The sequence below is a fragment of the Caballeronia sp. GACF4 genome (genome assembly GCF_023631025.1).
In the GTDB taxonomy this organism is placed as follows: domain Bacteria; phylum Pseudomonadota; class Gammaproteobacteria; order Burkholderiales; family Burkholderiaceae; genus Caballeronia.
On the sequence record NZ_JALQDW010000018.1, the window covers coordinates 449023 to 473285 of the forward strand.

Consider the following 24263-nt stretch of genomic DNA (forward strand, 5'->3'; position numbering starts at 1 on the left):
GCTCGTCTTCTGCGTCTAAGCGTACTTGATCTGGGCTACGGCACGCAATTCGTCGGCGGTCGCCGTGCCATAGCCGAAGAATTCCAGGTACGCCGGGATCATCTCGAACAGCATGTCGGTGCCGACCTGCACCGAGCAGCCCTTGTCCTTGGCCGCGCGCAAGAGCGGCGTGTACTCCGACTTCATCACCACTTCGCCGACAAAGGTCGTGGGCGCGATGCGGTCGATATCGAACGGCAACGGATCGCTCTCTTTCATGCCGAGCGGCGTTGCATTGACGATGACATCGAAGCCTGCGGGATCTCTCGTGTCCGTACGCACGATGAGTTCCGGATAGTGATCGCGCAAACGCCCGGCGAGCCCTTCGACCGAAGCGGTGTTGGTGTCGAAGATGGCGAGTTCCGCCACGCCCGCCGCCGCGAGAGAAGCCGCAATCGGCGAGCCCACGCCGCCGCTGCCCAGCACCAGAACGCGCGCGCCCTTCAACGCGCGGCCCTTGCGCTCGACGCCGCGCACGAAGCCGGCGCCATCGAACTGGTCGCCGAGCAGCGTGCCGTCTTCGCGTTTGAGGATGGCGTTGCATGCGCCCGCAATGCGCGCGGTGGGGCTCACTTCGTCCATCAAGCCGACGGTCGTGATCTTGTGCGGCATGGTGACGAGCGCGCCGCGCAGGTTGGTCAGCTTGAACAACTGCGGCACGAAAGCGACGTAATCTTCCGGTTTCACGCCCATGGGGACGACCACGGCATCGATGCCCTGTTTGTCGAACCAGGGGTTGTAGATCATCGGCGCCTTGAACGCTTCGGTCGGAAAGCCGAGATGGGCAATTACGGTGGTCTTGCCGCTGATCATGGCGACGCTCCTTCGAAGATGAGCGCGCAACGGTGCGCGCGACGCCTCCATGATAGTGCGACTTGCCCGCCCGCGGTTCTTTAATGGCTCGCGCCGAGATAGGCCGCCTTGACCGAAGGATCGTTCTTCAATTGCTCGGCGGGGCCGTGCGTGGCGACGCGGCCGTTCTCGAGCACGTAGCCGTAGTCCGCCACGTTGAGCGCGGCGGCGGCGAACTGTTCGACGAGCAGCATGGTCACGCCCTCGTCTTTCAGGCGCGCGATGATGCGGAAGACTTCATCGACGAGAATGGGCGCAAGGCCCATCGAAGGTTCATCGAGCAACACGAGGTCGGGGTTCAGCATGATGGCGCGGGCCATCGCGAGCATTTGCTGTTCCCCGCCCGAAAGCGTGCCCGCCAGCTGATTGCGGCGCTCCTTCAGGCGCGGAAACAGTTCGATGGCGCGTTCGAGATCGGCGGCCACGTCGCCTTTCGGACGCGCCCAAGTCAAGCGCGGAAACGCGCCGAGCAGCAGATTGTCCGTGACCGACATGGTTGCGAAAACGCGTCTTCCCTCCGGCGAATGAGCAAGGCCGAGGCGCGCGATCTTGTGCGAATCCATGGCGTCGATGCGCTTCGCGTCGCTGCCGATGCCCATGGTGATCTCGCCTTCCGTCGGCCGGATCATACCGGAGATGGCGCGCATGGTCGTCGTCTTGCCCGCGCCGTTCGAGCCTATCAGCGTGACGACTTTCGCCTTCGGGACATCCAGGCTGATGCCGTGCAGCACCTTGACCTTGCCGTAGCCTGCGTGGAGATTCTTGATTGTCAGCATCGCGTGTCGCTTCGTCGGATGATCGGGTTGGCGTGATTGGCGCGTTGCGTTCATACGGCTTCTGCCGCTTGTCCGCCGAGGTAAGCCTCGATCACCTTCTCGTTGGCCTGTATCTCGGCGGGCTTGCCCTCCGCGATCTTCTGCCCGAAATCCAGCACCGAAACCGTGTCGCAAACACTCATGACCACATCCATATGATGCTCGATGAGCACCACGGTAATGCCGTGATGCCGCACCTTGCGAATGATCGCGACCAGTTCGCGGATATCCGGCGCGGTCAGGCCCGCAGCGGGTTCGTCGAGCAGCAGCAGTTGTGGATCGAGCGCGAGCGCGCGGGCTATTTCAAGCAGACGCTGCTTGCCGTATGGAAGATTGCGCGCTTCCTCGGCCGCTGCATGTTCGAGTCCGACGAAGCGCAGCATATTGAACGCCCGTTCGCGCGCCGCGCGTTCTTCACGCTTGTAGCGCGCACTCATCAAACCCACATCCGCGAAGTTCGAACGGAAGGTGTGATGCAGGCCGACGAGCACATTCTCCAGCGCCGTCATCTCGCCGAAGAGCTGCACGTTCTGAAAGGTCCGCGCGATGCCCGACAGCGCGATCTTCGACGACGTGCGTCCCGCGAGCGACTCGCCCCGATACTCGATTGCACCTGCGGTCGGCACGTAGATGCCCGTGAGCACGTTCATCATCGTGCTCTTGCCCGAACCGTTCGGACCGATCAGGCCATGGATGGTGCCGCGCCTGACGGTCATGTTCACATCGTTGAGCGCCTTGAGACCGCTGAATTGCATGAGCACGCCGCGCACGTCGAGAATGGTGCTTGCTCCTTCGGTCGTGACGGCGGCGACGGCGTCGTCCTGCTGGGTCTGCATCGCCAGTTCCTGCGTGTCGACCTTCGTCACGCGCACGCGGCCCAAATTGAGCGTCTTGCGCACGAAGCCGACAATGCCATCTTGCAGGTAATACACGACGAGCAGAATCATCAGGCCGAAGATGGTGAGACGCCAGTCGGTGAGCGCTTCTATCCAGAAGGAAAACGCCGCAAGACCGGCTGTGCCGATGACGGGAATCGCCACGCGTTGCAGCGTCGTGGTTTTGCGAGCCAGGGCGAGCGCCGCGCCCGCAACGACGAGCACCGCAAGCGCGGTTGCCACGACGCGGAAGTTGGAGATGTCGTCGAGCAGCTTCGGCAACAGCACGATCACCGTCGAACCGATGATCGCGCCCGTGCGTGTCTTGCGCCCGCCCATGATGATGGCGAGCAGGAACAGAATGGTCAGCTCGAAGTTATACGTGTTCGGCGAGATGTACTGCTCGGAGTACGAGTAGAGACAGCCCGCGAGCCCCGCGAATCCCGCGCTGATGACGAACGCATAGACCTTGTGCCGATACACCGACACGCCCATGCAATCCGACGCAATGGGGCTATCGCGCAAGGCTTCGAAGGCGCGCCCGAGATGCGACTTGAGCACGCGATGCACCACGATCAGCGACACCACCAACAGTGCCGCCACGAGCCAGTAGTACTGGATTTCGTCGAGCTTGTGACCGGCAATGGTCGGCTTGGGAATCTTGAGACCCATCGGACCATTGGTGAGGAAGTCCATCTCGTTGATAAGAATTTGGATGATGGTGCCGAACGCGAGCGTCACCATGGCGAGGTACGGACCCGACACGCGCAACGCGGGCAACGCCAATATTGCGCCGAAAGCCGCCGTCACCACGATGGCAAGCGGCGCGGTCAGATAGAACGGCAAGCCGAGCTTGATGAAAAGCACGCCTGCCGTATAAGCGCCCACGCCGAAGAGCCCCGCATGGCCAAGCGACACTTGCCCCGTGTAACCCACCACGATATCGAGCCCGAACAGAAGGATCGCGTAGATCATGATGGTTTCGACGAGGTGGATGTAATACGGATTGCCCGATACCACCGGAAAGATCGCGACTGCGGCGAGTCCTGCGAGCGCCGCGACTATGTTCTTTGCTTTCATGTAGGCGGCCTCAGACTTTCTTGATCGCGGTCTTGCCGAAGAGGCCCGCAGGCTTCACCGCAAGCACGATCAGCAACAGCACGAGTCCCGGCACGTCCTTGTAGCCGGTCGAGATATAGAAGCCCGTCGTCGTCTCCGCTATACCCAGGATCATTCCGCCGACGATGATGCCCATGCCGCTCGACAAGCCGCCGATGATCGCGACAGCGAACGCCTTGAGGCCGAGCACCGCGCCCATGGTCGCGCCGGTAAGTGTGAGCGGCGCGATCAGCACGCCTGCGAACGCCGCCGTCAGCGACGACAACGCATACGAGAACGTGATGACGAGCCCCGTGTTGATGCCCATCAGCGCGGCCGCATCGCGATCGTTCGCGGTGGCGACCACGGCCTTGCCGAAGATCGTCTTGCGGTTGAAGAACTCCACCGCGAGCATCATCACGAGCGCGCCGCCGACCACGAGCAGTTCCATCGGCAACACGTTTGCGCCAAACACCTTGAGCGGCGCTTCGGGCAAGGGCGACGGAAAGCGCAGATCGTCGCGGCCCCATACGTTTTCCGCGACGTTCTTGAAGATGATGCCGAGCGCGATGGTCGACATGATCCAGCCGAACTCCGACTTGATCTTGATGGCGGGCCGCACGCCGATGCGCTCCACGAACGCGCCCTGCACGAGCCCGAAAAGACACACGAGCGGGATCATGAGCCAGTAGTTCACGCCCGCCGAAACGAGCGTGAGGCCGACGAGCGCGCCGAGCATGAGAGCATCGCCCTGGCCGAAGTTCAGCGTGCCGGAAGTGGCGAACGTCAGTTGATAGCCGAAGGCGATGACGGCGTAGATCATGCCGAGCGCGATGCCGCTATATATGAGCTGGAGAAGGATCATCGTCGGGCGTCAGGGCGGCGGGGGATGCTCGATTGAAAAAGAGCCCGATCTGCGACCGGGCCCTGGAGAGACAACAGCGGCGGCACGGCGTTAGTTCGACGCCGTCGTCTGCTTGGTGCGAAGCGTGCTGCCGCCCTTCTTGTCCGCGTCGTAGGCGTAGATCACGCGGCCGGCCTTCACTTCGCCGATCACCGGAACGTTCGAACTGATCGCTTCGTGATCGGTCTTGGTGAAGGGCTTGTCGTAGACCATGACCACGCCTTCGACCTTCGTCGTGAGGTTTTCCAGCGCTTCTTTCACCTTCGGACCATCGGTCGAGCCGGCTTGCTTGATGGCCGCCGCGAGCAGATAGATCGAGTCGTAGCCTTGCGCCGCCGACACCGGCGAATCGATACGATCGCTCTTCGGCTTGAACTCCTTCACGTAAGCGTCGATGAAGGTCTTGCGCTTGGGTGTGTTGGCTTCCTGGATGAAGGTCTGCGGCATGCGCGCGCCTTCGCCGTTGTTACCCGCGTTGTCGATGTAATTGGCCATCGAAAGCGTCCAACTGCCGATGAGCGGCACCTTCCAGCCGAGCTTGGCCATGCCGTTCGCGATCTGCGCGAGTTCCGGCCCGATACCGTAAGTCAGCACCGCTTCCGCGCCCGCTTCCTTCGCCTTGAGCAACTGGGCCGTCATATCGACGTCCTTGATGTTGAACTTCTCGACCGCGACGGGCTTCACGCCCTTGGCCGACAGCGCCTTTTCCAGATCCTCGCGGCCGAGCTGACCGTAGTTGGTCGAATCCGCGAGAATGGCGACCTTCTTGAAGCCGCGCTTGGTGATGGCTTCCTCGACGATCATCGGCGCCTGGATGCGGTCGGCGGCGGCGTTGCGGAATACGTAGTTGTCGGGCTGATCGTCGAATTGCTTCGTCACGACCGTGCCCGTCGCCACGTTGTTGAAGACCGGAATCTTCGCTTCCTGGAAGAAGCGTTGCGAGGCGAGCGCCACGCCCGTGTTGATATAGCCCACGACCGCGACCACTTTCTCCTTGTTGATGAGTTCCTGCGCGATCTGCACGCCGCGTTCATTCTTCGCTTCGTCGTCGCGTTCCACGAGCACGATCTGCCGTCCCAGCACGCCGCCCGACTTGTTGATCTCGGCAGTGGCGAGACGCACGCCGTCGCGCATGGAGACGCCCATCGAGGACGAACCGCCGGTAAAGGGACCGTCGACGCCGATCTTGATCGGATCCGCGGCCTGCGCGAGGCTCGCGCTCAATGCAAAGACGCCGAACGCGAGCGCACCTGCGATGCGCTTCATCTGCATGCCCATATCTGTCTCCGTCGCTTGAATCGTTATGTGATGAGGTCGGCTTTGCGCATGCCCTCGCCGCTCGTTCGTTTCGGTGCATCGCTCGAACGGCAATTTACGAATGCGGTGATCGATATTAGAAAATTGTAAGGATCAGACCATATTCGGACATACCCGAACAGCACGAGCGTTAGCGCACTCCCGACGCGACGTAATGTGCGACGGGATGGAATAAACCCTTAGTCAGGTAGATTGCAGATGCGTAAGCGCATCAGCGCGTGCCGCAAAAAAAACGCGCGGCTTCCCTAAGGAACGCCGCGCGCAACTTGCGCACGATTGCTCGTTTGATCGCGGCCCGGCTTAACGTGGCGAGCCTGCCTCGATAGCCTGCACGAACTGACGCATGACCGAGCCGGAGGCATCGGTGACGGCCCAGAAGGTCATGCCGTCGCGATTCCAGCGTGCGAGCGCATAACCGTCGTCGGATTGCGTGACGGCCGCCGCCCCTTCCTTCGTATCGAGCGAAGCGCCGCCCTTGTTCGAGGGAAACACGTACACGTCGATCGGATGCTTCAGATAGCGATACACCACCACCGCCACCGGCCGATGATTGACGTAATCGAGCCTGCCGCCGACCAGCGCGAACCCCGGCCCGGCCGGATCGATGACGGGCGGCGCATAGTCGATACGTCCGTTGAACCACGGCTTCACCGTATGCTTGTCGCTCGACAGCACGTCGATAGGCCGGTCCGACATCAGTGAACGCACGTGACTCGCGACGATCTCCTGTGCGAGCGGATCGCCCGCACCACTCACGCCATGCGGCACGGCCTGAAACCACAGCATGGCGCCGAGCACGAGCGCGGCCAACGTGCCGCCCGCGAACGCGCCGCCGAAGAACGGCACGGGCGTGGCGAACCATCGCCATGAACGGGCCGAGCGTTCGCCCTGCTCGTCCTGCTGGTTTCGTTCGCGCGCGCGTTCCCGCACCTTGACGTCTTCCGCTTCGGCCCGGATGCGCGAGAGCACCTGAGCACGCAAATGCGCGGGCGCGCGATGAGTCAGCGAGCCGTCGATGAGCCTCGTTGCGAGCGAGGCGGTGTCGTTATTGTCCATTGCCCGACTCCTCAAGACCCGGCCCCGTGCGACGCACGAGCCGCATGCCCGGTTTGTCCTGCGCGGCGTGCACGGCGAGCGCCAGCAACTTGCGGCCGCGCGCGAGCCGTGACATCACCGTTCCTATCGGCACGCCCGTCACGGCGGCCACTTCCTTGTAACTCATGTCTTCCAGCTCTCTCAGGACCAGCACTTCACGAAACGGAATGGGCAAGGTTTCGAGTGCGCGATGCACGATATGCACCTCGTCCTTGCGTACCGCAAGCGTTTCCGGGTCTATGCCCGCTTCCTCGGACCAGCCGGGCAGCGCTTGCTCCCCGGCGATTTCTTCGTCGTAGGGCGTCGCGTCGGCGAGCTGCACGCGGCGGCGCCATTCCGTGAACCACGTATTTCGCACGATGGCAAAGAGCCATGCCCGCGCGTTCGCTTCCTCGCCCTCCTCGAAGCCGCTGAAGAAACGAAAGGCGCGCAGATAGGCTTCCTGCACGACATCGTCGGCGTCGCTCGGACTGCCGGACAGCCAGCGCGCGAGGTTGTACGCGGCATCGAGATGCGGCATGAATGTCGCCTCGAAACGCGCGTCCACGCCCGCCGCCTGTGTTCGGCTTTCCGCGGACTTATCTGCTTTCGACCTGGGCCACATCGCGCGGGTCTCCTTGGGAACAGGGTTCGACGTTTTCGTTACCTTGCAACGCCCTCGTCACATGTACTCGCCCTGGGCGCGCTTTATTCCCGGCGAAGCGGCGTAATCGAAAAAATAAAATCGACGAGACGAATCGGGAATATCGCGACGCTCTCGCCGGTTCGATGGACGGATGCCGCGCAGCTTCAGCACTCGAACATGAACGCGCCGGCTTCACGCCCATGCATCGTGCCGCCATGCGCGTGAGCTTCAGGAAACCATGAAACGCGGCCGCATTGTTCGTATTCAAGGAGTGCGCATGACACACGACCCGAAAGACCTGCCCGACGCGCAGGAACTCGACGACCACGGCAAGCGCCGGCGCACTGCATTGTCCTGCATGGCCTGGGCCGGCGCGGGCGTGCTGTGGACGGTGAGCGGCGGCGTGCCGGTGTCGAGCATCATTTCATCGGCGCAGGCGGCTGAGAAGAAGACGAGTTCGTTCAGCTTCGTGCAGATCAGCGACAGTCACATTGGCTTCAGCAAGGACCCGAACACGGAACCGACGAGCACGCTGGAAGAAGCGATCAATCGCGTAAGCGCCATGCCGAAGCAGCCCGCGTTCATGATTCATACCGGCGACGTCACGCATCTGTCGAAGCCCGCCGAATTCGATACCGCCGACCAAATCATCCGCAAGGCGGGCATGCAGGTGCACTACGTGCCGGGCGAGCATGACGTGCTGGTCGAGGACGGCAACCCGTTCTTCTCGCGTCTTCCAGCGCAATACGGCAGGAGCGGCGACCGGCACTGGTACAGCTTCGACGAAAGCGGCGTGCATTTCATCGGCCTGACCAATGTCATCGACCTCAAGGGCGGCGGTCTCGGCTTTCTCGGCGATGCGCAACTCGCCTGGCTCAAGGCCGATCTGCAAGGACGATCGAGCAGCACGCCGATCGTCGTGTTCGCGCATATCCCGCTGTGGGCGCTTTATCCGCAATGGGGCTGGGGCACCGACGACAGCGCACAAGCGCTCGCGCTCTTCAAACGCTTCGGGTCCGTCACGGTGCTCAACGGCCATGTGCATCAGGTAGCGCAAAAAGTGGAAGGCGACATGCGCTTCTATTCGGCTATGTCCACCGCGTTTCCGCAGCCTGCGCCCGGCGCCGCATCGGGGCCCGGACCGATGAAAGTCGGCGCGGACAAGCTGCGCTCCATGCTCGGTCTGCGCGAAGTCACGCATGTGCAGGGCCGCGAATATCTCGCCGTCGTCGATACCCCGCTTGCAGGAGATAAGGCATGAACGTCGCCACGCTCGCGAGCTATGTCTCGCCTTCCAGATTGCGTCCTCTTGCCGGACGCGTCGCGCGTCAGGCCGCGCTTGCGCTCGTCGTCAAGGGACTCGTCGGCATCATTCCCTCGGCGTGCGCGGAGGAACCCGCGCAGCAGATGGTGGCGATGAATACGCCGACCATCAGCATCGACAATTTCGCTTTCAGCCAGCCGAGCGTCACCGTGCCGGTCGGCACCAAGGTGACGTGGGTGAATCATGACGACATGCTGCATACGGTCGCGGACGAAGCGAAGTCATTCAAGTCAGACCCGCTCGACAGCGGCCAAAGCTACTCGCATGTGTTCGACAAGCCCGGCACTTACAAGTACTTCTGCTCGCTGCATCCGCATATGACGGGGACGATCGTCGTGCAATGAGCGCGCGGGCACATTCGCCTGACGCTCAACCACGTGCCTTCGCGATGGCGCTCAGATTGCCTTCGCCGAAGCCGTGATGCCCGCGACGCTCGACGATCTCGAAGAACATGTCGCCCGGCTCGCGCTCGGCGAAGGTTTGCAGGAAGAGTTGCGGCGTGCCGTCCGGCAGAATCTCGCCGTCCACGAGAATGCCGCGCGCACGCAGCTTGTCGATATCGAGTCCGTGTCCGGGCAGGCGTTCGTCGATCTGATCGTAGTAACGCGGCGGCGGATTCAGAAAGCGCATGCCGCGCGCCATGAGGGCATCGACGGAAGCGAAGATGTCTTGCGATGCCAGCGCGATATGCTGCACGCCTTCACCTTCGTGATCGGGCAGATACTGCTGCATAAGATCCGTGCGATACGTGCCTTCCTCGTACACCGGAATGCGGATGTTGCCGCACGGCGAAACCGTGACCGCGGAGTCCTGCGACACATGCCAGTCCGGATGCACCTGATGAATCTCCGAGAAGTGCAGCACTTCGCGGTAGAAATCGAGCCATTCGCGGATGCGGCCCGCGCCAACCGTCTGCGTGAAGTGATCCACTTCGAAGAGACCGGTGCCGCCTGGCTCGGCCTTCGCGCCGGCAATGGGCCGGAAATCGATGTCGTAGATCGTGGACACGCCGCTATCCTTGCCTGGCCAGTGATCGACGAAATAAATGTGCGAGTCGCCAATACCCTGAATGGCCGGAATGGCCAGCTCGTTCGGGCCGATCTTCTCGCCTTCGAAATCCCAGGCGCCGAATTCGACCGCGCGCTCGTGAGCGAGCGCCGCGTCCACCACGCGAATGCCGATGGCGGCAATGCCCACACCATGCGATTCGGCGAAGCGCGACGCGAAGGAATCCGGCTCTGCGTTCAGAAGGAAATTCATGCTGCCCTGACGAAACAGCGTGACCGCCTTGCTGACATGCTGCGCGACCGGCACGAAGCCCAGCCGCTCGAATAAAGCGGCGAGGCCCTGCGGGTCTGGGCTGGAAAACTCGACGAACTCCAGCCCCGCGATGCCGAGCGGATTGTCGCCGACTTCGGAATCGGGCATCGCGCGGGCGGGGGAAGTGGAGTCGGGCTGGGTCATCGGCAAAGTCCTCAATGGTCGGGCGGGTTCTCGGACGTGAAACTACCACAGCGATGGCTGCCTGTGCTCACGGCCGATAAACCTGCCGCTAGAGTAGCGGCAGCGCGATCATCGTGTCAAAGCCGGGACTTCGCGCGGCTCGGGCGCTTTCGCTGTATCAGGCGGCAAGCCGTTGCGGGCTCATCGACGGGCGTCTTGCTTGCGGGGGAAACACGTTCCAGGTGCCGTCGTCGTGCCGGAAGAAGATGATCGCGAGCGGTCCGTTCGCGTGCCACGCCTCGATGCAGACGTAGCGCGAGCCCGTGACCTGCGAGCGACACAGCCGCACGACGCGTGCCGGATGCGCCGCGCTCGGGGCGAGCCATTTGTCGACGGCCCAGTGCAGCGAGTTTTGAATGGTGTGCATGATGGTCTCCTTCTGGTCATGCCGTTCAGGCGACGAGAGCGGCGTTCAGGCGGCGTTGCCGATCGGCAGCGACATAGGCGCGAAACAATCCCGTCATCGCGCGCCACGCCACGCGCGGATGGGCGAAGCAGGCGCGAACCTGGCGGCTTTGGCTTTGGCCGAACAGGCACCACGTCACGAAGTGCTCGCAGTTGTTGGTCAACAAGCGATAACGGTCTTCACCGAGCCGGCTGCGGGCGCGGCGCACTGCTTCCAGGCCGACGAAGCACGCGGTCGGGTTTTGGCGGATGGTCACGTCATGGCCGCCCGCGAATTGCGCGAGACTGACTTCTTCCACCGGACCGCGATGCAGCGACTTAGCGAATCCCGCGTAATGGATAACCCGGCCGTCGCCCGCATAGAGTCCGTGATGTTCGTAACCCGAGCGGCGCGTGACGAGTTCGGCGCCTATGGCCGGTTCGTCATCGAACGACAGGCTGCACGCGGCAGCTTGGGTATCGTTCGGTCCGGACGGTTGGGTGTTCGACATGGCTCGCTCCGATTTTTGGTCTCGTCGCGCCGAAGTGTCTGTTCGGCGGCTTGTTGCGGAGTCTTTTGCAGGTTTCTTGCCAGTCTTTGTAAATGTTTGATTTATATAGAAAATCACCGTTTTACGTTAGATTCCCGATAGCGGTTGGTGATTATTAACCAACAGTCTAGGAGGGCGATGTGTTGGCTCCAGAGCATCAATAGAGCGCCCGTGCGCGTTCGGTTCGTAGTGTTGGTCGTTCGGTTGTCTGCCAACAGCGGTTGTTGGCGACGGTCCAACTGATGGCGCAAGGCCCGGGCATCGACATAGGGCGAAGGCCGCATCGAATAAGCCGATGGCGGAGGCGCATGCAAATCGGCATAGCCCTTGCATAAGTGCCCGCATCGAATTCGAGCAAACAAGGAGAGCCGCAATGAGCGCAATCACCATCACCGATCTGGATCACGACCGCGAACTCGATCGCGCGGCGATGTTGGCCATCAGTGGCGGCGGTGGCGCGCCTTGGCTCTTCGGCTGGATCACGCCATATGTCGCGGACCGTCAGCAAGGCGGTGGCGGCAGCAGCGTGGTGAACATCTACGACATCACGAACAACATCAGCGTCGGTCAGATGGTCAACCAGTATCAGAGCGTCGATGTGAACAACACCGGTGCGGGCGCGACGCTCACCGTCAGTCCCAACGCGCTGTCCAGCAATCGCGCGGGATAAGCTCCGCGGTTGGGTGCACAATGACCGGGGCCGGGCGCCTCGGCCGACCGCATGACGCGCCAGTCAGGACCTTGGGAGGTTGCCGTGACCTTCAGCAACGAGTTTCGATGGACATCCGCTGCGCGCACCGACGCGGGCCTCGTGCGTCAGATCAACGAAGACGCTCTGCTCGATGCGCCCGAACGTGGCCTGTGGGCCGTCGCAGACGGCATGGGCGGTCACGCGGTTGGCGATCTGGCGAGCCGCATGGTGATCGAGAGCTTGGCGAGCATGACGGCACAAAGCGCACTGGCGGATGCACGGGCGCATTTGCTCGATATCAACGCGCGCTTGCGTGCGGAAGCGGCGCGACGGCAGGTATCGCGAATCGGCAGCACGGTGGTGTTGCTGGCTGCGCGAGACGGCGTATGCGCCTATCTGTGGGCGGGCGACAGCCGTATCTATCTACTGCGGCGCGGGCGGCTGCGGCAACTCACGCGCGATCACAGTCACGTGGAAGAACTGAAGGCGCGCGGACAATTGACGGCGGAAGAGGCGCTGCATCATCCGGCGCAGCATCTCATCACGCGTGCGGTTGGCGCGCTCGACTTCCTCGATCTCGACGAAGATTCCATCACGCTGCACGATGGCGATACGTTCCTGCTTTGCAGCGATGGTCTTTCGAACGAAGTGAGCGAGGACGAGATGGTGGCGCAGCTTGCGTTGAGCAGTTGCGACTTCGCGGCGCAGAGGCTGCTGGAGATTGCGCTGGAACGCGGCGGGCGCGACAACATTTCGGTTGTCGTCGCGCGTGCGGAGGATTTGATGGCTTTGGATAGGACGCAGGTTAATCCTGGCCTGTAAGCGCTTACGAATGGCGCTGCTGATGCATCTGCATATACGCGCGCAGAAGCCGATTGATGCGTGTTTGATACCCCTTCCCTTGCTCACGAAACCATTCGAGCACGTCTGCATCCAGCCGCATGGTGACGGCCTGCTTCGGCGGCACATGCAGTTGAGCCTGTTCGAAGAAGGTGTCGTCAAGCTCCGGGATTTCAGTCAGGTCGATATCAGCGTCTCGTGCCTGCTCGAGCCGCTTCCAGTCAGTTGCCGATTTTTTGCTCATAGCGCTTTGCCTCATGTCTGGTTGCCTTGCGCGCCGAGATGATTCGCACCGCGTCTGCGCACCGCTCGACATACACTACGACGCCCACCGTGGCGCTCATCCAGCCCAGCGCAATCCAGCGCTCCTCGCCGTAGTCTTCCCGCGAATCCAACCGGGTCAGAACCGGATGGTTGAATACGTCTACTGCGTCTCGAAAATCAATGCCGTGCTTCCGGATGTTGGTCTGGTTCTTGGCTTCGTCCCACTCGAAATGCACGCATCACCCGTATTGACAATTGTATGTACAGTCTAACACGGACGATCACTACATTGAAGCTACTGTCCTTCCCTGCTCTTTTGCGCCGCAAGCCTGAAGTCCTTCGAATGCAGCCCGTGTTTCTTTAAAAGCATCTGCAGATGCGACCGGTTCATCTCATACCGCCGCGCAAGTTCGGCCACCGTGCCGCCCACTTCATGCAACCCACGTTCGAGAAATGCGCGCTCCGCTTCGTCACTCGCAACGCGCTTGGCTTCGCTCAGCGAACTCGCCGTCGCAATGCCGTTGCCATTCGCGGCAGGACCGCCCATCGCCAATGAGAGCGATGTCTTCGGCCGGATGTCCAGCGGAAGATGCTCGATATCCGCCATCTCGCCTGCAAGACAAGCGATGCGATAGATGATGTTGCGCAACTCGCGGATGTTGCCGGGATAATCGTAATTGCGCATAAAGTCCCTTAAACGTGGGGACATCTTGATGGGCCGGCGCTTGAGCGTGGCCGCCGCTTCATCGCCGAAGTAAGACAGCAAGAGCGGTATCTCGTCGCGGCGTTCACGCAGCGCGGGCAAGGTCAGATGAATCACGCTCAAGCGATAAAACAGGTCTTCGCGAAAGCGACCTTCATCGCAGAAGCGCCGCAGATTGCGATTCGTCGCCGCGACGATGCGCGCATCCACCGAAATGGCTTCATCCGAACCCACGCGTTGAATCTCGTGCGCTTCGAGCACGCGCAACAGCTTCACCTGCCCAACCAACGGCAGCTCGCCAATTTCATCGAGAAATATGGTGCCCGTATGCGCGCTCTCGAACTTGCCCTTGCGGTCGTTGGTCGCGCCCGTGAACGCGCCCTTGCGATGCCCGAATAGTTCGGATTCCAGCAGATTATCCGGAATGGCCCCGCAATTCACGGAGATATAGGGCTTGTCCGCGCGCGAGCCATTGGCATGAATGACCTTGGCCATCAGCTCCTTGCCCGTGCCGCTCTCGCCGTCGATCAGCACGGGAAGATCCGTAGGCGCGGCTTTTTCCGCTATTTCCAGGGCTTCGAGCAGCTTCGGGTTATCGCCGAACGTGCCTTCGAATACGAAGCTGCGTTCGATCAAGGCCTGACGCCGCGAGCCCGGTGACATGTCGCGTCGAGGCTCGGCAGCAGCGGCCTGAATGAAGCGCTCCTTGTGCGAAAGCTGCATGACCTCATCGCGCAAGGAACTCGCCTGACGCAGAAGCTTTTCTATCTCGGGCCGCTCCAGCCGCGATGTCCATCGCAAGGTGGAACGCAAAATCTCGATCTTCTCGATGATTCCCGCATACGATATGGCCGATGCGGGCACGCCGCTGTCGCTTTCCGGTTGGTCTAGTATTTTCATGCTGCGCTCAGTTGCTTCTGCACGAGTTGGTAATACATGCCCTTTCTTGCGACCAGCTCATCATGCCTGCCCTGCTCCACGATACCGCCTTCATACAGCACCAGAATCTTGTCGGCACGCATGATGGTGGAAAGCCTGTGCGCGATGATGACCGCGGTGCGTCCCTTGAGAATCTCCTGCATGTTGCCGAGGATATTGCTCTCGGATTGCGTATCGAGCGCGGACGTGGCTTCGTCGAAAACCAGCAGACGTGGGTCGTGATACAGCGCGCGCGCGATACAGAGCCGCTGAATCTGTCCACCCGACAAACCCACGCCACGTTCGCCCACCACCTGCTCATACCCTAGCGGCAGCTTGACGATGAACGCATGCGCATCCGCCATCTTGGCCACTTCCTCGATACGCCTTCTATCCGGCGACTCCTCGCCGCTCGCGATGTTCTCCGCTATCGTGCCCGAGAACAGCAAGTTGCTCTGCATGACGTAACCAATCTGCGCGCGATAAAATCCCTTGTCGATGACGCTCAGGTCGTAGCCGTCCACCGTCATCTTGCCTTCGCTCGGCGCATAGAAACCAACGAGCAGCTTGGCAAGCGTCGTCTTGCCTGAACCGCTTCTTCCGACTACCGCGATGAGTTCGCCGGGCTTGATATCGAAGCTGATATTTTCCAGCACGTAAGGCGTGTCGCCTTCGCCATAGCGAAAATACACGCCGTTAAAGCTGATTTCGCCCTGCAAGTCGGGCAACATCACGCGCTGCTCCATCTCCGAAGGTTTCTGCTCCGGGTCTATGTCGAGCACATCGCCGAGACGCTCCATCGCCACGCCGGCATCGTTCACGAGACTCCATAAGTTGATGAGGCCCATGAGCGGCGACAGCACGCTACCCATGAAAGCATTGAACGCAATCAACTGGCCAATGCTCAGTTCGCGCGAAAGCACGAGGTTTGCTCCGACCCACAATACGGCGATAGTCGTACCTGCATTCAGCAACTGGCTGCACAAGCCTACGCCGATATTGAAGCGTTGCGACTTGTATTGCACTTCGAGCGACTTTGCGTACTTCTTTTCCCACTTGAGCCGCACCGCACGCTCGATGCCCATCCCCTTCACCGTTTCGACGCCGCCCAAGGCTTCCATGAGAAACGAACGTGCGTCTGTAGCCGAAGAAAACGCTTCGCGCGCATTCTGCTTGATGCGCGGCGTGGCGAGGATGGTAAGCGCCATCATCGGGATGACGAAGGCAATCAGCAACAAGGTCAGCTTCACGTTGTAGAGAAACATGATCGTGAAGTAAATGAAGATCATCAGCAGATTGAGTACCGTCGTCACTGTGGATTCGGTGAGAAAAGCGCGAATGGTGTGGTTTTCCTGGAAGCGCGCGAAAACGTCGCCGGTCTTGCGCTTGGCGAAAAAGCTGAAGGGCAGCGAGAACGTGTGCCTGAAGAACTGCGACATCATCGCGAAGTCCATGTTGCGCACCATGAAGTTCGCAAGATAGGCACGAATGGTCGACATGAGCTGAGTGAACAGGTTCGAGATGATCAACCCGCCTATCAGCACATGCAGCAAGCTGACGTTCTGATGCACGATCACGCCATCGAGAATGTTCTGGATGATGAGCGGCGGAATTACGCCCAGCACTTGAATCACGAAGGTCGCTAGAAACAGATGCAGCAGGACCTTCTTGTACGGCTTTAGATACCCCACGAAGCGAATCCACGGCGAACGCGATACCGCTTGCCGCGCCATGTCCTGCACCGGAGAAAAGAGCAGACATGTGCCGCTCCAGCCGCGCTCGAACTCGCCCACGGTCATCTTCTTGAAGCCGATGGCCGGGTCCGCGACCCACACGTTGTCTTTCGAAATACCGTAGACGATGATGTAGTGATATCCCTCCCAATGCGCGATGAACGGCATCTCGAAGCCGCGTAGCGACTCGAACGTGCACTGCACGCCGCGCGTGGTGAAGCCGAGCGCATCGCCGGCGCGCGCAAGACTGTCGAGCGTTGCGCCTTGCGTCGTGACGTTCGCCAGTTCGCGCAGTTTGCCGAGCGTCATGTTGATGCCGTAGTGCTTGCAGATCATCGCAAGACACGCGGCGCCGCAATCCATTTCCTCGGCCTGCTCGACCCACGCAAAGCGCTTGATGACGCGCTCGCCCATCTCGGGCTTGGTGTGGAGATCGAGCATCGACGGCAGTCTGCGACGCTCGGCGAGTTTCTTCTGACGCTGCAGTTCGCGCTCGCTGAAACGAATGCGTTCTTCCAGCACTTCGCGCAGCTTCACATTGCGCTCGATGATGAAATACACCGTCTTTTCAGGGATTACGAGCAGGCGCGTGTCCGTGAGCGCAATGGCCGACGCCATCTGCTCCTGACGCATCACGCACGCCTTCTCGCCGAAGATTTCACCAGGCCCGAGCGTGGCGAGCACATGCTTTTCGTTGCCGTCTTCGCGCACGATCCGCACTTCGCCCTGCCGCACGACATAGAGGCGCCGGTCGTCGCGCGAGTCTTGCTTGAAGATCTCCTTGCCTTCGCCGACGCGCTTGACGCCCACGCTGCGCACGCATTCCTCGAGTTCGGCCTTGTTCAATTTGCCGCGCAGATCGAACAGTTTCGCGACGAAGCCGCCCGCCGAACTGATCGCGACAAAGCTCGTGACGAACGCGAGCGCAGCCGGGTTTCTTGCGATAATCGGCTCGATCGCATTGCGCGGGATGAACAGCAGTTCGGTCTTGCCTGAAGAACGCACCGACGATTCATGGCGATATTCGCGCAACATGGCGATATCCGCGAACGTCTCGCTCGCCTTCTTCACTCCCATGCTGATTTCCTTGCCGTGCTCCTCGGTAAAGATGCGCACCGAACCGGCCTTCACGACATAGAGCCCGTCGGCGGAATCCCCCGCATTGCACACGGTTTCACCGAAGCCAAAGCGGCGCGACTGAGCATGTTCCGCGAGTTGCGCGATCTCCTCGCGCGTGAACGGCGAAAGAATCTCCACGGTCGCGAGAAAGTCGGCGGGCGCATCCAGGCTCGAAGGGGCGTCCATATCGTTCGCTCTGTCGTAGTTTCGGCTTGGTTCTGGCTTAACGTGCTTCGATCACATGTTCCTGCGCGCGCGCCACCAGCCATTCCTCGCGCAATAGCCGGCGAATCTCGGCTGCAACGTCCTGATCGAGCTTCGCGGGATACTTCGACGTAACCGAGAAAATCTCATAGGAAGAGCCATCGGCGGATATGAACGGGCCGAGCAGATCACCGGCTTCTGCATTGAAGACCTTCGCTTCGATCTCCGGCTTGAGTTGCCCGCGCATCACGCGGCCTATCACGCCGCCTTCTTCGCGCGTATCGGCGAGCGAATGTTCGCGGGCCATGTCCGCAAAGCTGTCTGGGTCGTCGTTGAGATACGAGATCATCTCGCGCGCGCTGCCTTCGGTATCGAGCAGAATGTGGCTCACTTCGATACTGTCGAACTTCGGCGAATTGAGCTGAAAATATTTTTCGACCTCGCGCTCCGTACCGATGTTTTCAAGCATCTTTTCCTGATACAGCGTGTCGGTGATGAACACTTCGAATTCGTCGAGACTCACGGAAAGCGCATCGAGATAGTTGTTCATGTCGGCCGCGCGATGCAGCCCGCGAATACGACGGAACTGGTCGGCGCGCGTTTGGATCTCATCGTCGCTTAGCTTGACGCCCGCCTTCTTCGCCGCGCGCACGGTCAGCTTGTCGCGCACCAGTTGCTCCAGCAGGCCGTCGAACTGGCCGTTGAGCTTCAACAGCCTAATCAGTTCGCCGACATCGACCACTTCGTCGTCGATTCGCACTATCGCCGTCATGTCGTTCTCCGTTGATTTGAGGATGCATCTCGCAGCATGTCCGACCGGTTCCGCGTGCGTAACCCTCCTTCCCTATCCCGCCACATTGCGGAAGGGGTCGAGCCCGAGGTCGATGAGCCGGCGCTCGCGCACGACGATCTCGGCAGTGGCGGTCATGCCGTAACGCAGCGGATATTTCGTGTCGGCGACCTGATAGAAGTCGCGATCGAGTGTCACGCGTCCTTCGTAGACAGGCTGCTTCGTGCCGGGGCTCGGCTTGGTCGCGGGCGAGATGAACGCGAGCGTGCCGTCGATCACGCCATAGCGTTGGTAAGGAAACGCGTTGAATTTGAGCTTGACGTGCTGTCCCTCGCGAAGAAAAGCACGATCGTGTTCCGCAATTTCGATCTTCAATACGGGCCTGGCGTTGGCGGGGGCAATGCCGCCCAGCGGCGTGTTTGCCTGAATCTTGTCACCGGTCTGCGTGGATGTGACATCGGTGACGACGCCCGATACCGGCGCGAGTATCAGCAGGAAATTATCCTTGTCGATATTTTCGAACTTGATGCGCGCGGCAGCATCCGCCACAAGCCGCGCGGTCTGTAGTTGCAGACGCAACTTGTCTTCCGTGCTCGCCACTTCGCGCATGGCGGATTCATATTGCAAGCGCAGATTGGTCGATTCCTGTCCGCTTGTTTCGAGTTGCGCCTTCGCCTGCGTGAATTCGTGGCTCAGACGAAAATCCAGTTCTGCGAGTTTCGACTGTTCCACGCGATAGCCGCCATCGGCTTCGAGATACGCGTTGCGTTTGACTTCCACTTGCGATTCCGACACCCCGCCGCCGCCCGGCAAGGCAAAGAGCCGTGTGAAGCGGTCGAGTTCGGTCTTCGCGGCATCGCGTGCGCGGCGGGCGTTTTCGAGCACGCTGCGTTGTTCCTGCAATTGCGCCTTCTGTCCTTCCGCGAGCTTGCTCGTGCCTTCGTTCACGCGCTGTTGATGCTGATGCTCTTCCACTTCCATCTGATTCTTCAGCGCGACGATCTTGCGCTGCATGAGCAGCTTCTTCTCGGGGAACTGCTTCCATTCGCGTTCCGCATCGTCGAGCTTGAGTTGCGCTTCGAGCGCATTGGTCGCCGCTTCGATTGCACCACGTGCATTGAGGCGCGCGACGACGTCATCTTTGCGTACGGGCTGGCCTTCCGCGATGAAAAGCTCGGCAAGCTCGCCGTCGATCGGCGCGTAGAAGCGCCGCACTTCGGACTCCGGCGCGAGCGTGCCTTGCGCGGCCACAGTGACATCCGCATGTCCCACGAACGACCAGACCAGCGCGGACGCGACCAGCGCGACCATCGTGTAGATGAGGGCTTGCGTCAGGCGCAGCGGCTCGGCCGTGAGTATGGCGATACCTTCCGCGCCATGATCGACCAGCGCTTCCGATAAAGGTTTAAGGTGCGCGTCTTTCTTCACCGCTCGTGCCTCCCGTGGTTGCCGTCGTGATGGTGTTGGCACCGATCAAGCCGAGCTTGGTCTTGAGCAACTGCGGTTCGAGCACCATGCGCAGATCCTGCAGCGAGCGGCGCTGCAGGATCGCCTCGTTGTCTATCTCGCTTGCAAGCGCCGCCCACTTACCGTTGTCGGCCTTCACTTGCCGGAAGATGCGCATGCCGCGTGTGGCCGCATCCTCGGCATCGGTGAGAAGTCGCGCCTGACTGCGGAACGTGTCCGACACACCCGATTCGAGCCGTTGCGATCCGCCGATGCCACCGTTCGTCCGATACTGATTCCATAGCGTCTGTGCTTGCGACATGAGGCTTTGCGCGCGCGCAGCAGCCTTGTCCCGGAGCGAAGCGACATCAGGCACGACCTTGTTTGCGAACCACGTGTCGCTATCGAGATCGAGCGTTTCGTAGAACGACAGCAGCGCTTCGTCATAAGCTTTCGTGCCGCGCGCCTTCTGCAAATCTGCGTATTGCGCGGCCACGGCTTTCTTGTGCGCGAGTTCCTTTTGCGCAGTCGCGGACCATGAGCCTTGCGGCAATTTCTGCAACCCGTCCAACGCATCCGGCGTCTTGCCGTCGCGCCAGGCATCGGCGATTGCAGCGTATTGTCTGAGCACCTCAGGTGGCGGCAGTTGATCCGCACTGATCTGTTGATACCGCTCCTGAAAAGGCGGCGTCGAAAAATTCGCCGTATTTATGGATGCGGCAAGCGGTGCGAGACTCGTGCCGCTCGCCGCGCTGCGCAGATCCGCATAGCGCTTGAGATCGGCGCGCACGCGATCGAGGCCGCCCAGTCGCGGATATTTGTCCGCATAATCCTTGAGCGCGCCGTCGATGGAATCGAGATCGTCTTGCGCAAGACCCTTAACGATGGTCGCATTCAATCGCTCGATAGCCGCGAGGTAGACAGAGTCGTCGCTCTGCAACTTGCGCAGATGACTAAGTGCAAGCGCATACGGCTCGCGAAACTCGGGCACATAGCCCGCAAGCCGGTCGAGATCGCGTTGATGCCCCGACGCATCCGCTTCCCAGTGCTTCAGAATTGCGCCGATCCGTCCTTCATCGTCATACATGCGAATGGGCGCATCAGGACCTCCGCGGCTCATCACGAAGCTCTCCAGTTTGCCTATCCAGTCGAGCTCGTCGATCATGGAGCGCACATCGGGATTGTTCTGACCGAGGGCTTTCATCTGCGCGATGATGGCGTCGGCGTTCGCGAAGTCGCCATGTTGCAACGCGGCCAGCCAGCGCGGAACATTTCCCTTGAGCACGGCTTCCGTGTTCATCGCGGCGAATTGCGTGTCTTGCGGATGCGTCAGCAGATAGTCGCTAGTGACACTCGCAGCTTGTGCATAGTCGCCCTGCGCCAGCAGCGATTTCGCCTGACGTTCGTTCGATCCGCTGTAAAAGAGCGCCGCACCACAGGCGAGCATCGCGATCAGCACACTCGCTGCAATCATGCGCGTGCGGCGCGTTGTACGACGGTCATCGCCTGCGAAGGCCGTATGCAATTCGGAAACGAAAAGCGCCGTCTTGCCACGCCGCTTCTTTTCAGGAGCGGCTTCTTTTGCGGGGACAGGCTGCGAATCCAGATTGATTTCGTCTTCGATCGCCGCAGCTTGATCGACGCAAAAGATATCGAGGAACGAGTGCGCCGATCCGACGAAGGTCGTCTTGTCGCTGTCGAAGTTATTGTCGGCATGCGAGGCAGCCATTTCCGTGAGCGTCGATTCGCTCTCTTCGCCATGCAGATGCACGACATAGACGAAATGCGTGCCTCCGAAGGCGAGCGTGTCGCCATTCTTCAGTTCGACTGCTGACTCGCCTAGGCGCGCGCCATTCACGAAGGTGCCGTTGGTGCTGCCAAGGTCTTCGACGAACGGCGCCGCGCCCTTGACGAACACGTGCGCATGCCGCCGCGATACGTAATTCACCTGATGTGGATACTGCTCTCGATGACGCGCAAACGTAGCGTCGCTCTTGCTCACGAGAAACGGGAATTGCAGCAATTCGACTGGCTGCAAGTTCAGGTCGTTGCGCTGCGGAACGAGCGTGATGCTCAAGGGCTTGACGGCCACGTTGCGGCGCTTGCGCGGTGCAAATTGCACGCGGTATGCGAGACGGTTGCCGAACCCGATCTCATCGCCCGCACGAACGCGCACGGGCATTTCGCGCACGGGTGTGCCATTCACGGCGGTGCCGTTCTTGCTGCCGAGATCGGCGATATAGACGAGGCCATGCTCGATGAAGATGCGCGCATGACGACGCGAGAGTTGGGCGACGGCTTCGGGCGGGCTGGTATCGAACGGTGCTTCCGCGCGGCCAATGGCGAAAAGATTTTCGTCGATACGAATCTCCGCCAGATTCTCGCCGATTCCATTACGAGCGAGCGGCTTCAGGACGACATCGAACGCTTCGCCCACGTTCGGCTGCTGTTCCGCTATCGGATCGCCTGGAGCCATGTCCATGTCACGAAGTGAGTCCACGAGCCTCGAGCGGCGCATGGAGCGGATGGGTCGTCCCGCCAGCCGAGCTATGCGACGGCGGGTGTTGAAAGTTTAAGTCACGCATAATCGTAGTCAATCGTGCAGCACTGGCTTAAAACGCCATACGCGAGCCGCTTGAGGCGATATGGAACGAGCGTTAGCAAAGCTTGAGGATTGCTCACTGAGGTGTATCCGTGGATGCGTTCTGAACATTCACCGTTGGCCATCCGCCGCCGAGCGCCTTATAGAGCGTCACCGTATCCGACAGGATCTGCTGATGATTGGCGAGCAGCGCGAGCTGTGCGGCAAGCAAGGTGCGCTCGGTTTCAAACACTTCCAGCTGAGAAATCACGCCTTCCTTGAGCTGCGCGTCGATCTGCGCCGCGACGATGGTCAGATGCTCTACTTCCTGTTGCAACTCGACGCGCTGCTTCGTATGCGAATCGAGATTCACGAGCGCATTCTCTACTTCCTCGAACGCGCTCATGACGGTGCTGCGATATTGCTGTTCCGCGACCGTGGTTTGCGCTTCGGTGGTCTTCACGTGAGCACGAACGCTCGGATCGAGAATCGGGATATTGATGCTTGGCAGAAAGCTGAAGGTGAAAGTTTTGAGCAGGTCCGTCAGCGCGAAACTGGCGCTACCGCCGCGCCCGGTGAGACTGATGGTCGGCAATTGCGCGAGCTTCGCCTGACCGACGAGGTCATACGATTCGAGCACGCGATACTCCGCCGCGACGAGATCGGGACGCCGTGCAAGCAACTGCGATGGCAGCCCCGACGGCACCGGCGGCGCCTGCACACGCGTTTGCAAATGCCCTTCCGGCAGCTTGAATTCGCCTGCAGGAACGCCTGTCAATGTAGCGAGCGCATTATTGGCAAGATCGCGCGAACGGCGCAATTCCAGCAGATCGCGCGTCAGGCGGTTCAATTCCGCGCGCTGCGTCAGAACCTGCGTATGGGGCACGAGGCCGTTCTTTTCCATGCCCTCGAAGATCGTCAGGATTTGCCGGTTGGTCGCGATGGTCTTCTTCTGCTGCTCGATCTGATCGTCGAACTGAAGAATCTGGAAGTAAGTGGTCGAAACGTTTGCGACGAGTTCGAGATAACCCGCGCGCCAGTCGGCTTCGGTCGCGCGAAATTCGGCCTTCTGGGCTTGCACGCCTTTTTCCACCGCGCCCCAGATGTCGATGTCCCAGTTCACTTGCGTGCCCAGGTTGTATTGCTTCGAAAACATCTGGCCGGTGGTCTTTTCGAAGCTCGCGCCCGCACCCGCATCCATGGAAGGCAACGCGCCCGCACGGGCCTCGCCGATCTGCGCGCCCGCCACGTTGATGCGCGCGGCCAGCACCTTGATATCGAAGTTGTTGTCGATGGCCTGGCCGACGAGCGTATCCAGTGCGGGATCGTGGAACTGCTTCCACCAGTCGGGCTGAATGGTGGCAGCCGCTGCGACCTTGGGCGCGTCGATTTTCGTGAAGGCGGTCTTCTCAGGCGTGTCCGGGCGTTGATAAGTCGGCACCTTCACGTCGATGCAACCGGCGAGCAGAGCAAGCCCGCTTGCAAGGCCGACGCGTAAGAGCCCAAAGCGCATAGAGCCTAAGCGCAAAGAGCCTAAGCGCAACGATGGCAACAAGGCTTGCACGATCTCGCTCCCGGTGAACGCGCACCGA

The 24263-nt window shown here is 60.8% G+C and carries 22 protein-coding genes; 4 read left to right on the forward strand and 18 right to left on the reverse strand.

Translation table 11 applies throughout. The annotated features are described in order from the left end of the window. Positions 1–15 precede the first annotated feature (15 nt). The 7 genes from NCR40_RS17115 to NCR40_RS17145 all read right to left on the reverse strand — a co-directional run bounded on the left by NCR40_RS17115 (position 16) and on the right by NCR40_RS17145 (position 7599). Positions 16–852 (reverse strand): shikimate dehydrogenase family protein, encoded by an 837-nt coding sequence (locus NCR40_RS17115; RefSeq protein WP_244829643.1) that lies wholly within the window; start codon positions 850–852, stop codon positions 16–18. Positions 853–932: 80 nt separating this feature from the next. After that, positions 933–1667 carry an ABC transporter ATP-binding protein gene (locus NCR40_RS17120; protein ID WP_250467084.1) on the reverse strand — a complete coding sequence of 245 codons (735 nt, stop codon included), beginning with the start codon at positions 1665–1667 and terminating at the stop codon, positions 933–935. 50 nt (positions 1668–1717) lie between these two features. Next, a complete protein-coding gene (locus tag NCR40_RS17125; RefSeq protein WP_244829641.1) occupies positions 1718–3661 on the reverse strand; it encodes a branched-chain amino acid ABC transporter ATP-binding protein/permease in 1944 nt (647 codons plus the stop codon). A 10-nt stretch (positions 3662–3671) separates the two neighbouring features. Further along, positions 3672–4544: a branched-chain amino acid ABC transporter permease gene (locus tag NCR40_RS17130; protein WP_250467085.1), complete on the reverse strand. Its 873-nt coding sequence runs from the start codon at positions 4542–4544 to the stop codon at positions 3672–3674. Between the two features lie 90 nt (positions 4545–4634). Further along, on the reverse strand, positions 4635–5855 hold the full coding sequence (locus NCR40_RS17135) for an ABC transporter substrate-binding protein (protein WP_404989441.1): 1221 nt from the start codon (positions 5853–5855) through the stop codon (positions 4635–4637). A gap of 345 nt (positions 5856–6200) precedes the next feature. Continuing rightward, complete coding sequence (locus NCR40_RS17140; protein WP_250467089.1) at positions 6201–6956, reverse strand: anti-sigma factor family protein; 756 nt, start codon at positions 6954–6956, stop codon at positions 6201–6203. Continuing rightward, entirely contained in the window at positions 6946–7599 is a 654-nt protein-coding gene (locus NCR40_RS17145; protein WP_250467091.1) for an RNA polymerase sigma factor, read from the reverse strand. Before NCR40_RS17145 ends, NCR40_RS17140 begins: the two co-directional genes overlap by 11 nt. 298 nt (positions 7600–7897) lie before the next feature. Here NCR40_RS17145 and NCR40_RS17150 point away from each other — a divergent pair, with 298 nt between their 5' ends. Next, positions 7898–8881, forward strand: coding sequence for a metallophosphoesterase family protein (locus NCR40_RS17150; RefSeq protein WP_250467092.1), 984 nt, complete (start codon positions 7898–7900; stop codon positions 8879–8881). Next, positions 8878–9288, forward strand: coding sequence for a cupredoxin domain-containing protein (locus NCR40_RS17155; RefSeq protein WP_250493426.1), 411 nt, complete (start codon positions 8878–8880; stop codon positions 9286–9288). Before NCR40_RS17150 ends, NCR40_RS17155 begins: the two co-directional genes overlap by 4 nt. 25 nt (positions 9289–9313) lie before the next feature. Here NCR40_RS17155 and NCR40_RS17160 read toward each other — a convergent pair whose 3' ends face one another. From NCR40_RS17160 to NCR40_RS17170, 3 genes are all read right to left on the reverse strand, one after another. After that, complete coding sequence (locus NCR40_RS17160) at positions 9314–10408, reverse strand: 4-hydroxyphenylpyruvate dioxygenase family protein (protein ID WP_244829631.1); 1095 nt, start codon at positions 10406–10408, stop codon at positions 9314–9316. A gap of 157 nt (positions 10409–10565) precedes the next feature. Further along, entirely contained in the window at positions 10566–10814 is a 249-nt protein-coding gene (locus NCR40_RS17165) for a hypothetical protein (protein ID WP_244829630.1), read from the reverse strand. A 25-nt stretch (positions 10815–10839) separates the two neighbouring features. After that, a complete protein-coding gene (locus NCR40_RS17170; RefSeq protein ID WP_250510063.1) occupies positions 10840–11343 on the reverse strand; it encodes a lecithin retinol acyltransferase family protein in 504 nt (167 codons plus the stop codon). A 412-nt stretch (positions 11344–11755) separates the two neighbouring features. Here NCR40_RS17170 and NCR40_RS17175 point away from each other — a divergent pair, with 412 nt between their 5' ends. Both NCR40_RS17175 and NCR40_RS17180 read left to right on the forward strand, forming a co-directional pair. Next, positions 11756–12052, forward strand: coding sequence for a hypothetical protein (locus tag NCR40_RS17175; RefSeq protein WP_244829628.1), 297 nt, complete (start codon positions 11756–11758; stop codon positions 12050–12052). Positions 12053–12136: 84 nt separating this feature from the next. Further along, on the forward strand, positions 12137–12895 hold the full coding sequence (locus NCR40_RS17180) for a PP2C family protein-serine/threonine phosphatase (RefSeq protein WP_250510064.1): 759 nt from the start codon (positions 12137–12139) through the stop codon (positions 12893–12895). Positions 12896–12899: 4 nt separating this feature from the next. Here the strand turns inward: NCR40_RS17180 and NCR40_RS17185 are convergent, their stop codons facing one another. The 8 genes from NCR40_RS17185 to NCR40_RS17220 form a co-directional block, all read right to left on the reverse strand. Continuing rightward, positions 12900–13157: a BrnA antitoxin family protein gene (locus NCR40_RS17185; protein WP_250467102.1), complete on the reverse strand. Its 258-nt coding sequence runs from the start codon at positions 13155–13157 to the stop codon at positions 12900–12902. Then, positions 13135–13413: a BrnT family toxin gene (locus tag NCR40_RS17190; RefSeq protein WP_250510065.1), complete on the reverse strand. Its 279-nt coding sequence runs from the start codon at positions 13411–13413 to the stop codon at positions 13135–13137. The genes NCR40_RS17185 and NCR40_RS17190 overlap by 23 nt, the downstream gene beginning before the upstream one ends. Positions 13414–13472: 59 nt before the next feature. Next, a complete protein-coding gene (locus NCR40_RS17195) occupies positions 13473–14780 on the reverse strand; it encodes a sigma-54 interaction domain-containing protein (RefSeq protein WP_250493429.1) in 1308 nt (435 codons plus the stop codon). Further along, positions 14777–17836, reverse strand: a complete 3060-nt coding sequence (locus tag NCR40_RS17200; RefSeq protein ID WP_250510066.1) for a peptidase domain-containing ABC transporter — start codon at positions 17834–17836, stop codon at positions 14777–14779. Before NCR40_RS17200 ends, NCR40_RS17195 begins: the two co-directional genes overlap by 4 nt. Positions 17837–17873: 37 nt before the next feature. Next, positions 17874–18626 carry a peptidylprolyl isomerase gene (locus NCR40_RS17205; protein WP_250510067.1) on the reverse strand — a complete coding sequence of 251 codons (753 nt, stop codon included), beginning with the start codon at positions 18624–18626 and terminating at the stop codon, positions 17874–17876. 72 nt (positions 18627–18698) lie between these two features. Then, complete coding sequence (locus tag NCR40_RS17210; protein ID WP_244829623.1) at positions 18699–20072, reverse strand: beta-barrel domain-containing protein; 1374 nt, start codon at positions 20070–20072, stop codon at positions 18699–18701. Then, complete coding sequence (locus NCR40_RS17215; RefSeq protein WP_250510292.1) at positions 20050–22566, reverse strand: FHA domain-containing protein; 2517 nt, start codon at positions 22564–22566, stop codon at positions 20050–20052. Before NCR40_RS17215 ends, NCR40_RS17210 begins: the two co-directional genes overlap by 23 nt. Positions 22567–22768: 202 nt before the next feature. Further along, positions 22769–24184: an efflux transporter outer membrane subunit gene (locus NCR40_RS17220; RefSeq protein WP_250510293.1), complete on the reverse strand. Its 1416-nt coding sequence runs from the start codon at positions 24182–24184 to the stop codon at positions 22769–22771. Between the last annotated feature and the right edge of the window lie 79 nt (positions 24185–24263).

Excerpts from the sequence above, each read along its gene's own strand:
- NCR40_RS17115 (WP_244829643.1), bottom strand. The coding sequence starts at position 852 with ATGATCAGCGGCAAGACCACCGTAATTGCCCATCTCGGCTTTCCGACC.
- NCR40_RS17120 (WP_250467084.1), bottom strand. The coding sequence starts at position 1,667 with ATGCTGACAATCAAGAATCTCCACGCAGGCTACGGCAAGGTCAAGGTG.
- NCR40_RS17125 (WP_244829641.1), bottom strand. The coding sequence starts at position 3,661 with ATGAAAGCAAAGAACATAGTCGCGGCGCTCGCAGGACTCGCCGCAGTC.
- NCR40_RS17130 (WP_250467085.1), bottom strand. The coding sequence starts at position 4,544 with ATGATCCTTCTCCAGCTCATATATAGCGGCATCGCGCTCGGCATGATC.
- NCR40_RS17135 (WP_404989441.1), bottom strand. The coding sequence starts at position 5,855 with ATGCAGATGAAGCGCATCGCAGGTGCGCTCGCGTTCGGCGTCTTTGCA.
- NCR40_RS17140 (WP_250467089.1), bottom strand. The coding sequence starts at position 6,956 with ATGGACAATAACGACACCGCCTCGCTCGCAACGAGGCTCATCGACGGC.
- NCR40_RS17145 (WP_250467091.1), bottom strand. The coding sequence starts at position 7,599 with ATGTGGCCCAGGTCGAAAGCAGATAAGTCCGCGGAAAGCCGAACACAG.
- NCR40_RS17150 (WP_250467092.1), top strand. The coding sequence starts at position 7,898 with ATGACACACGACCCGAAAGACCTGCCCGACGCGCAGGAACTCGACGAC.
- NCR40_RS17155 (WP_250493426.1), top strand. The coding sequence starts at position 8,878 with ATGAACGTCGCCACGCTCGCGAGCTATGTCTCGCCTTCCAGATTGCGT.
- NCR40_RS17160 (WP_244829631.1), bottom strand. The coding sequence starts at position 10,408 with ATGACCCAGCCCGACTCCACTTCCCCCGCCCGCGCGATGCCCGATTCC.
- NCR40_RS17165 (WP_244829630.1), bottom strand. The coding sequence starts at position 10,814 with ATGCACACCATTCAAAACTCGCTGCACTGGGCCGTCGACAAATGGCTC.
- NCR40_RS17170 (WP_250510063.1), bottom strand. The coding sequence starts at position 11,343 with ATGTCGAACACCCAACCGTCCGGACCGAACGATACCCAAGCTGCCGCG.
- NCR40_RS17175 (WP_244829628.1), top strand. The coding sequence starts at position 11,756 with ATGAGCGCAATCACCATCACCGATCTGGATCACGACCGCGAACTCGAT.
- NCR40_RS17185 (WP_250467102.1), bottom strand. The coding sequence starts at position 13,157 with ATGAGCAAAAAATCGGCAACTGACTGGAAGCGGCTCGAGCAGGCACGA.
- NCR40_RS17195 (WP_250493429.1), bottom strand. The coding sequence starts at position 14,780 with ATGAAAATACTAGACCAACCGGAAAGCGACAGCGGCGTGCCCGCATCG.
- NCR40_RS17200 (WP_250510066.1), bottom strand. The coding sequence starts at position 17,836 with ATGGACGCCCCTTCGAGCCTGGATGCGCCCGCCGACTTTCTCGCGACC.
- NCR40_RS17205 (WP_250510067.1), bottom strand. The coding sequence starts at position 18,626 with ATGACGGCGATAGTGCGAATCGACGACGAAGTGGTCGATGTCGGCGAA.
- NCR40_RS17215 (WP_250510292.1), bottom strand. The coding sequence starts at position 22,566 with ATGGCTCCAGGCGATCCGATAGCGGAACAGCAGCCGAACGTGGGCGAA.
- NCR40_RS17220 (WP_250510293.1), bottom strand. The coding sequence starts at position 24,184 with ATGCGCTTTGGGCTCTTACGCGTCGGCCTTGCAAGCGGGCTTGCTCTG.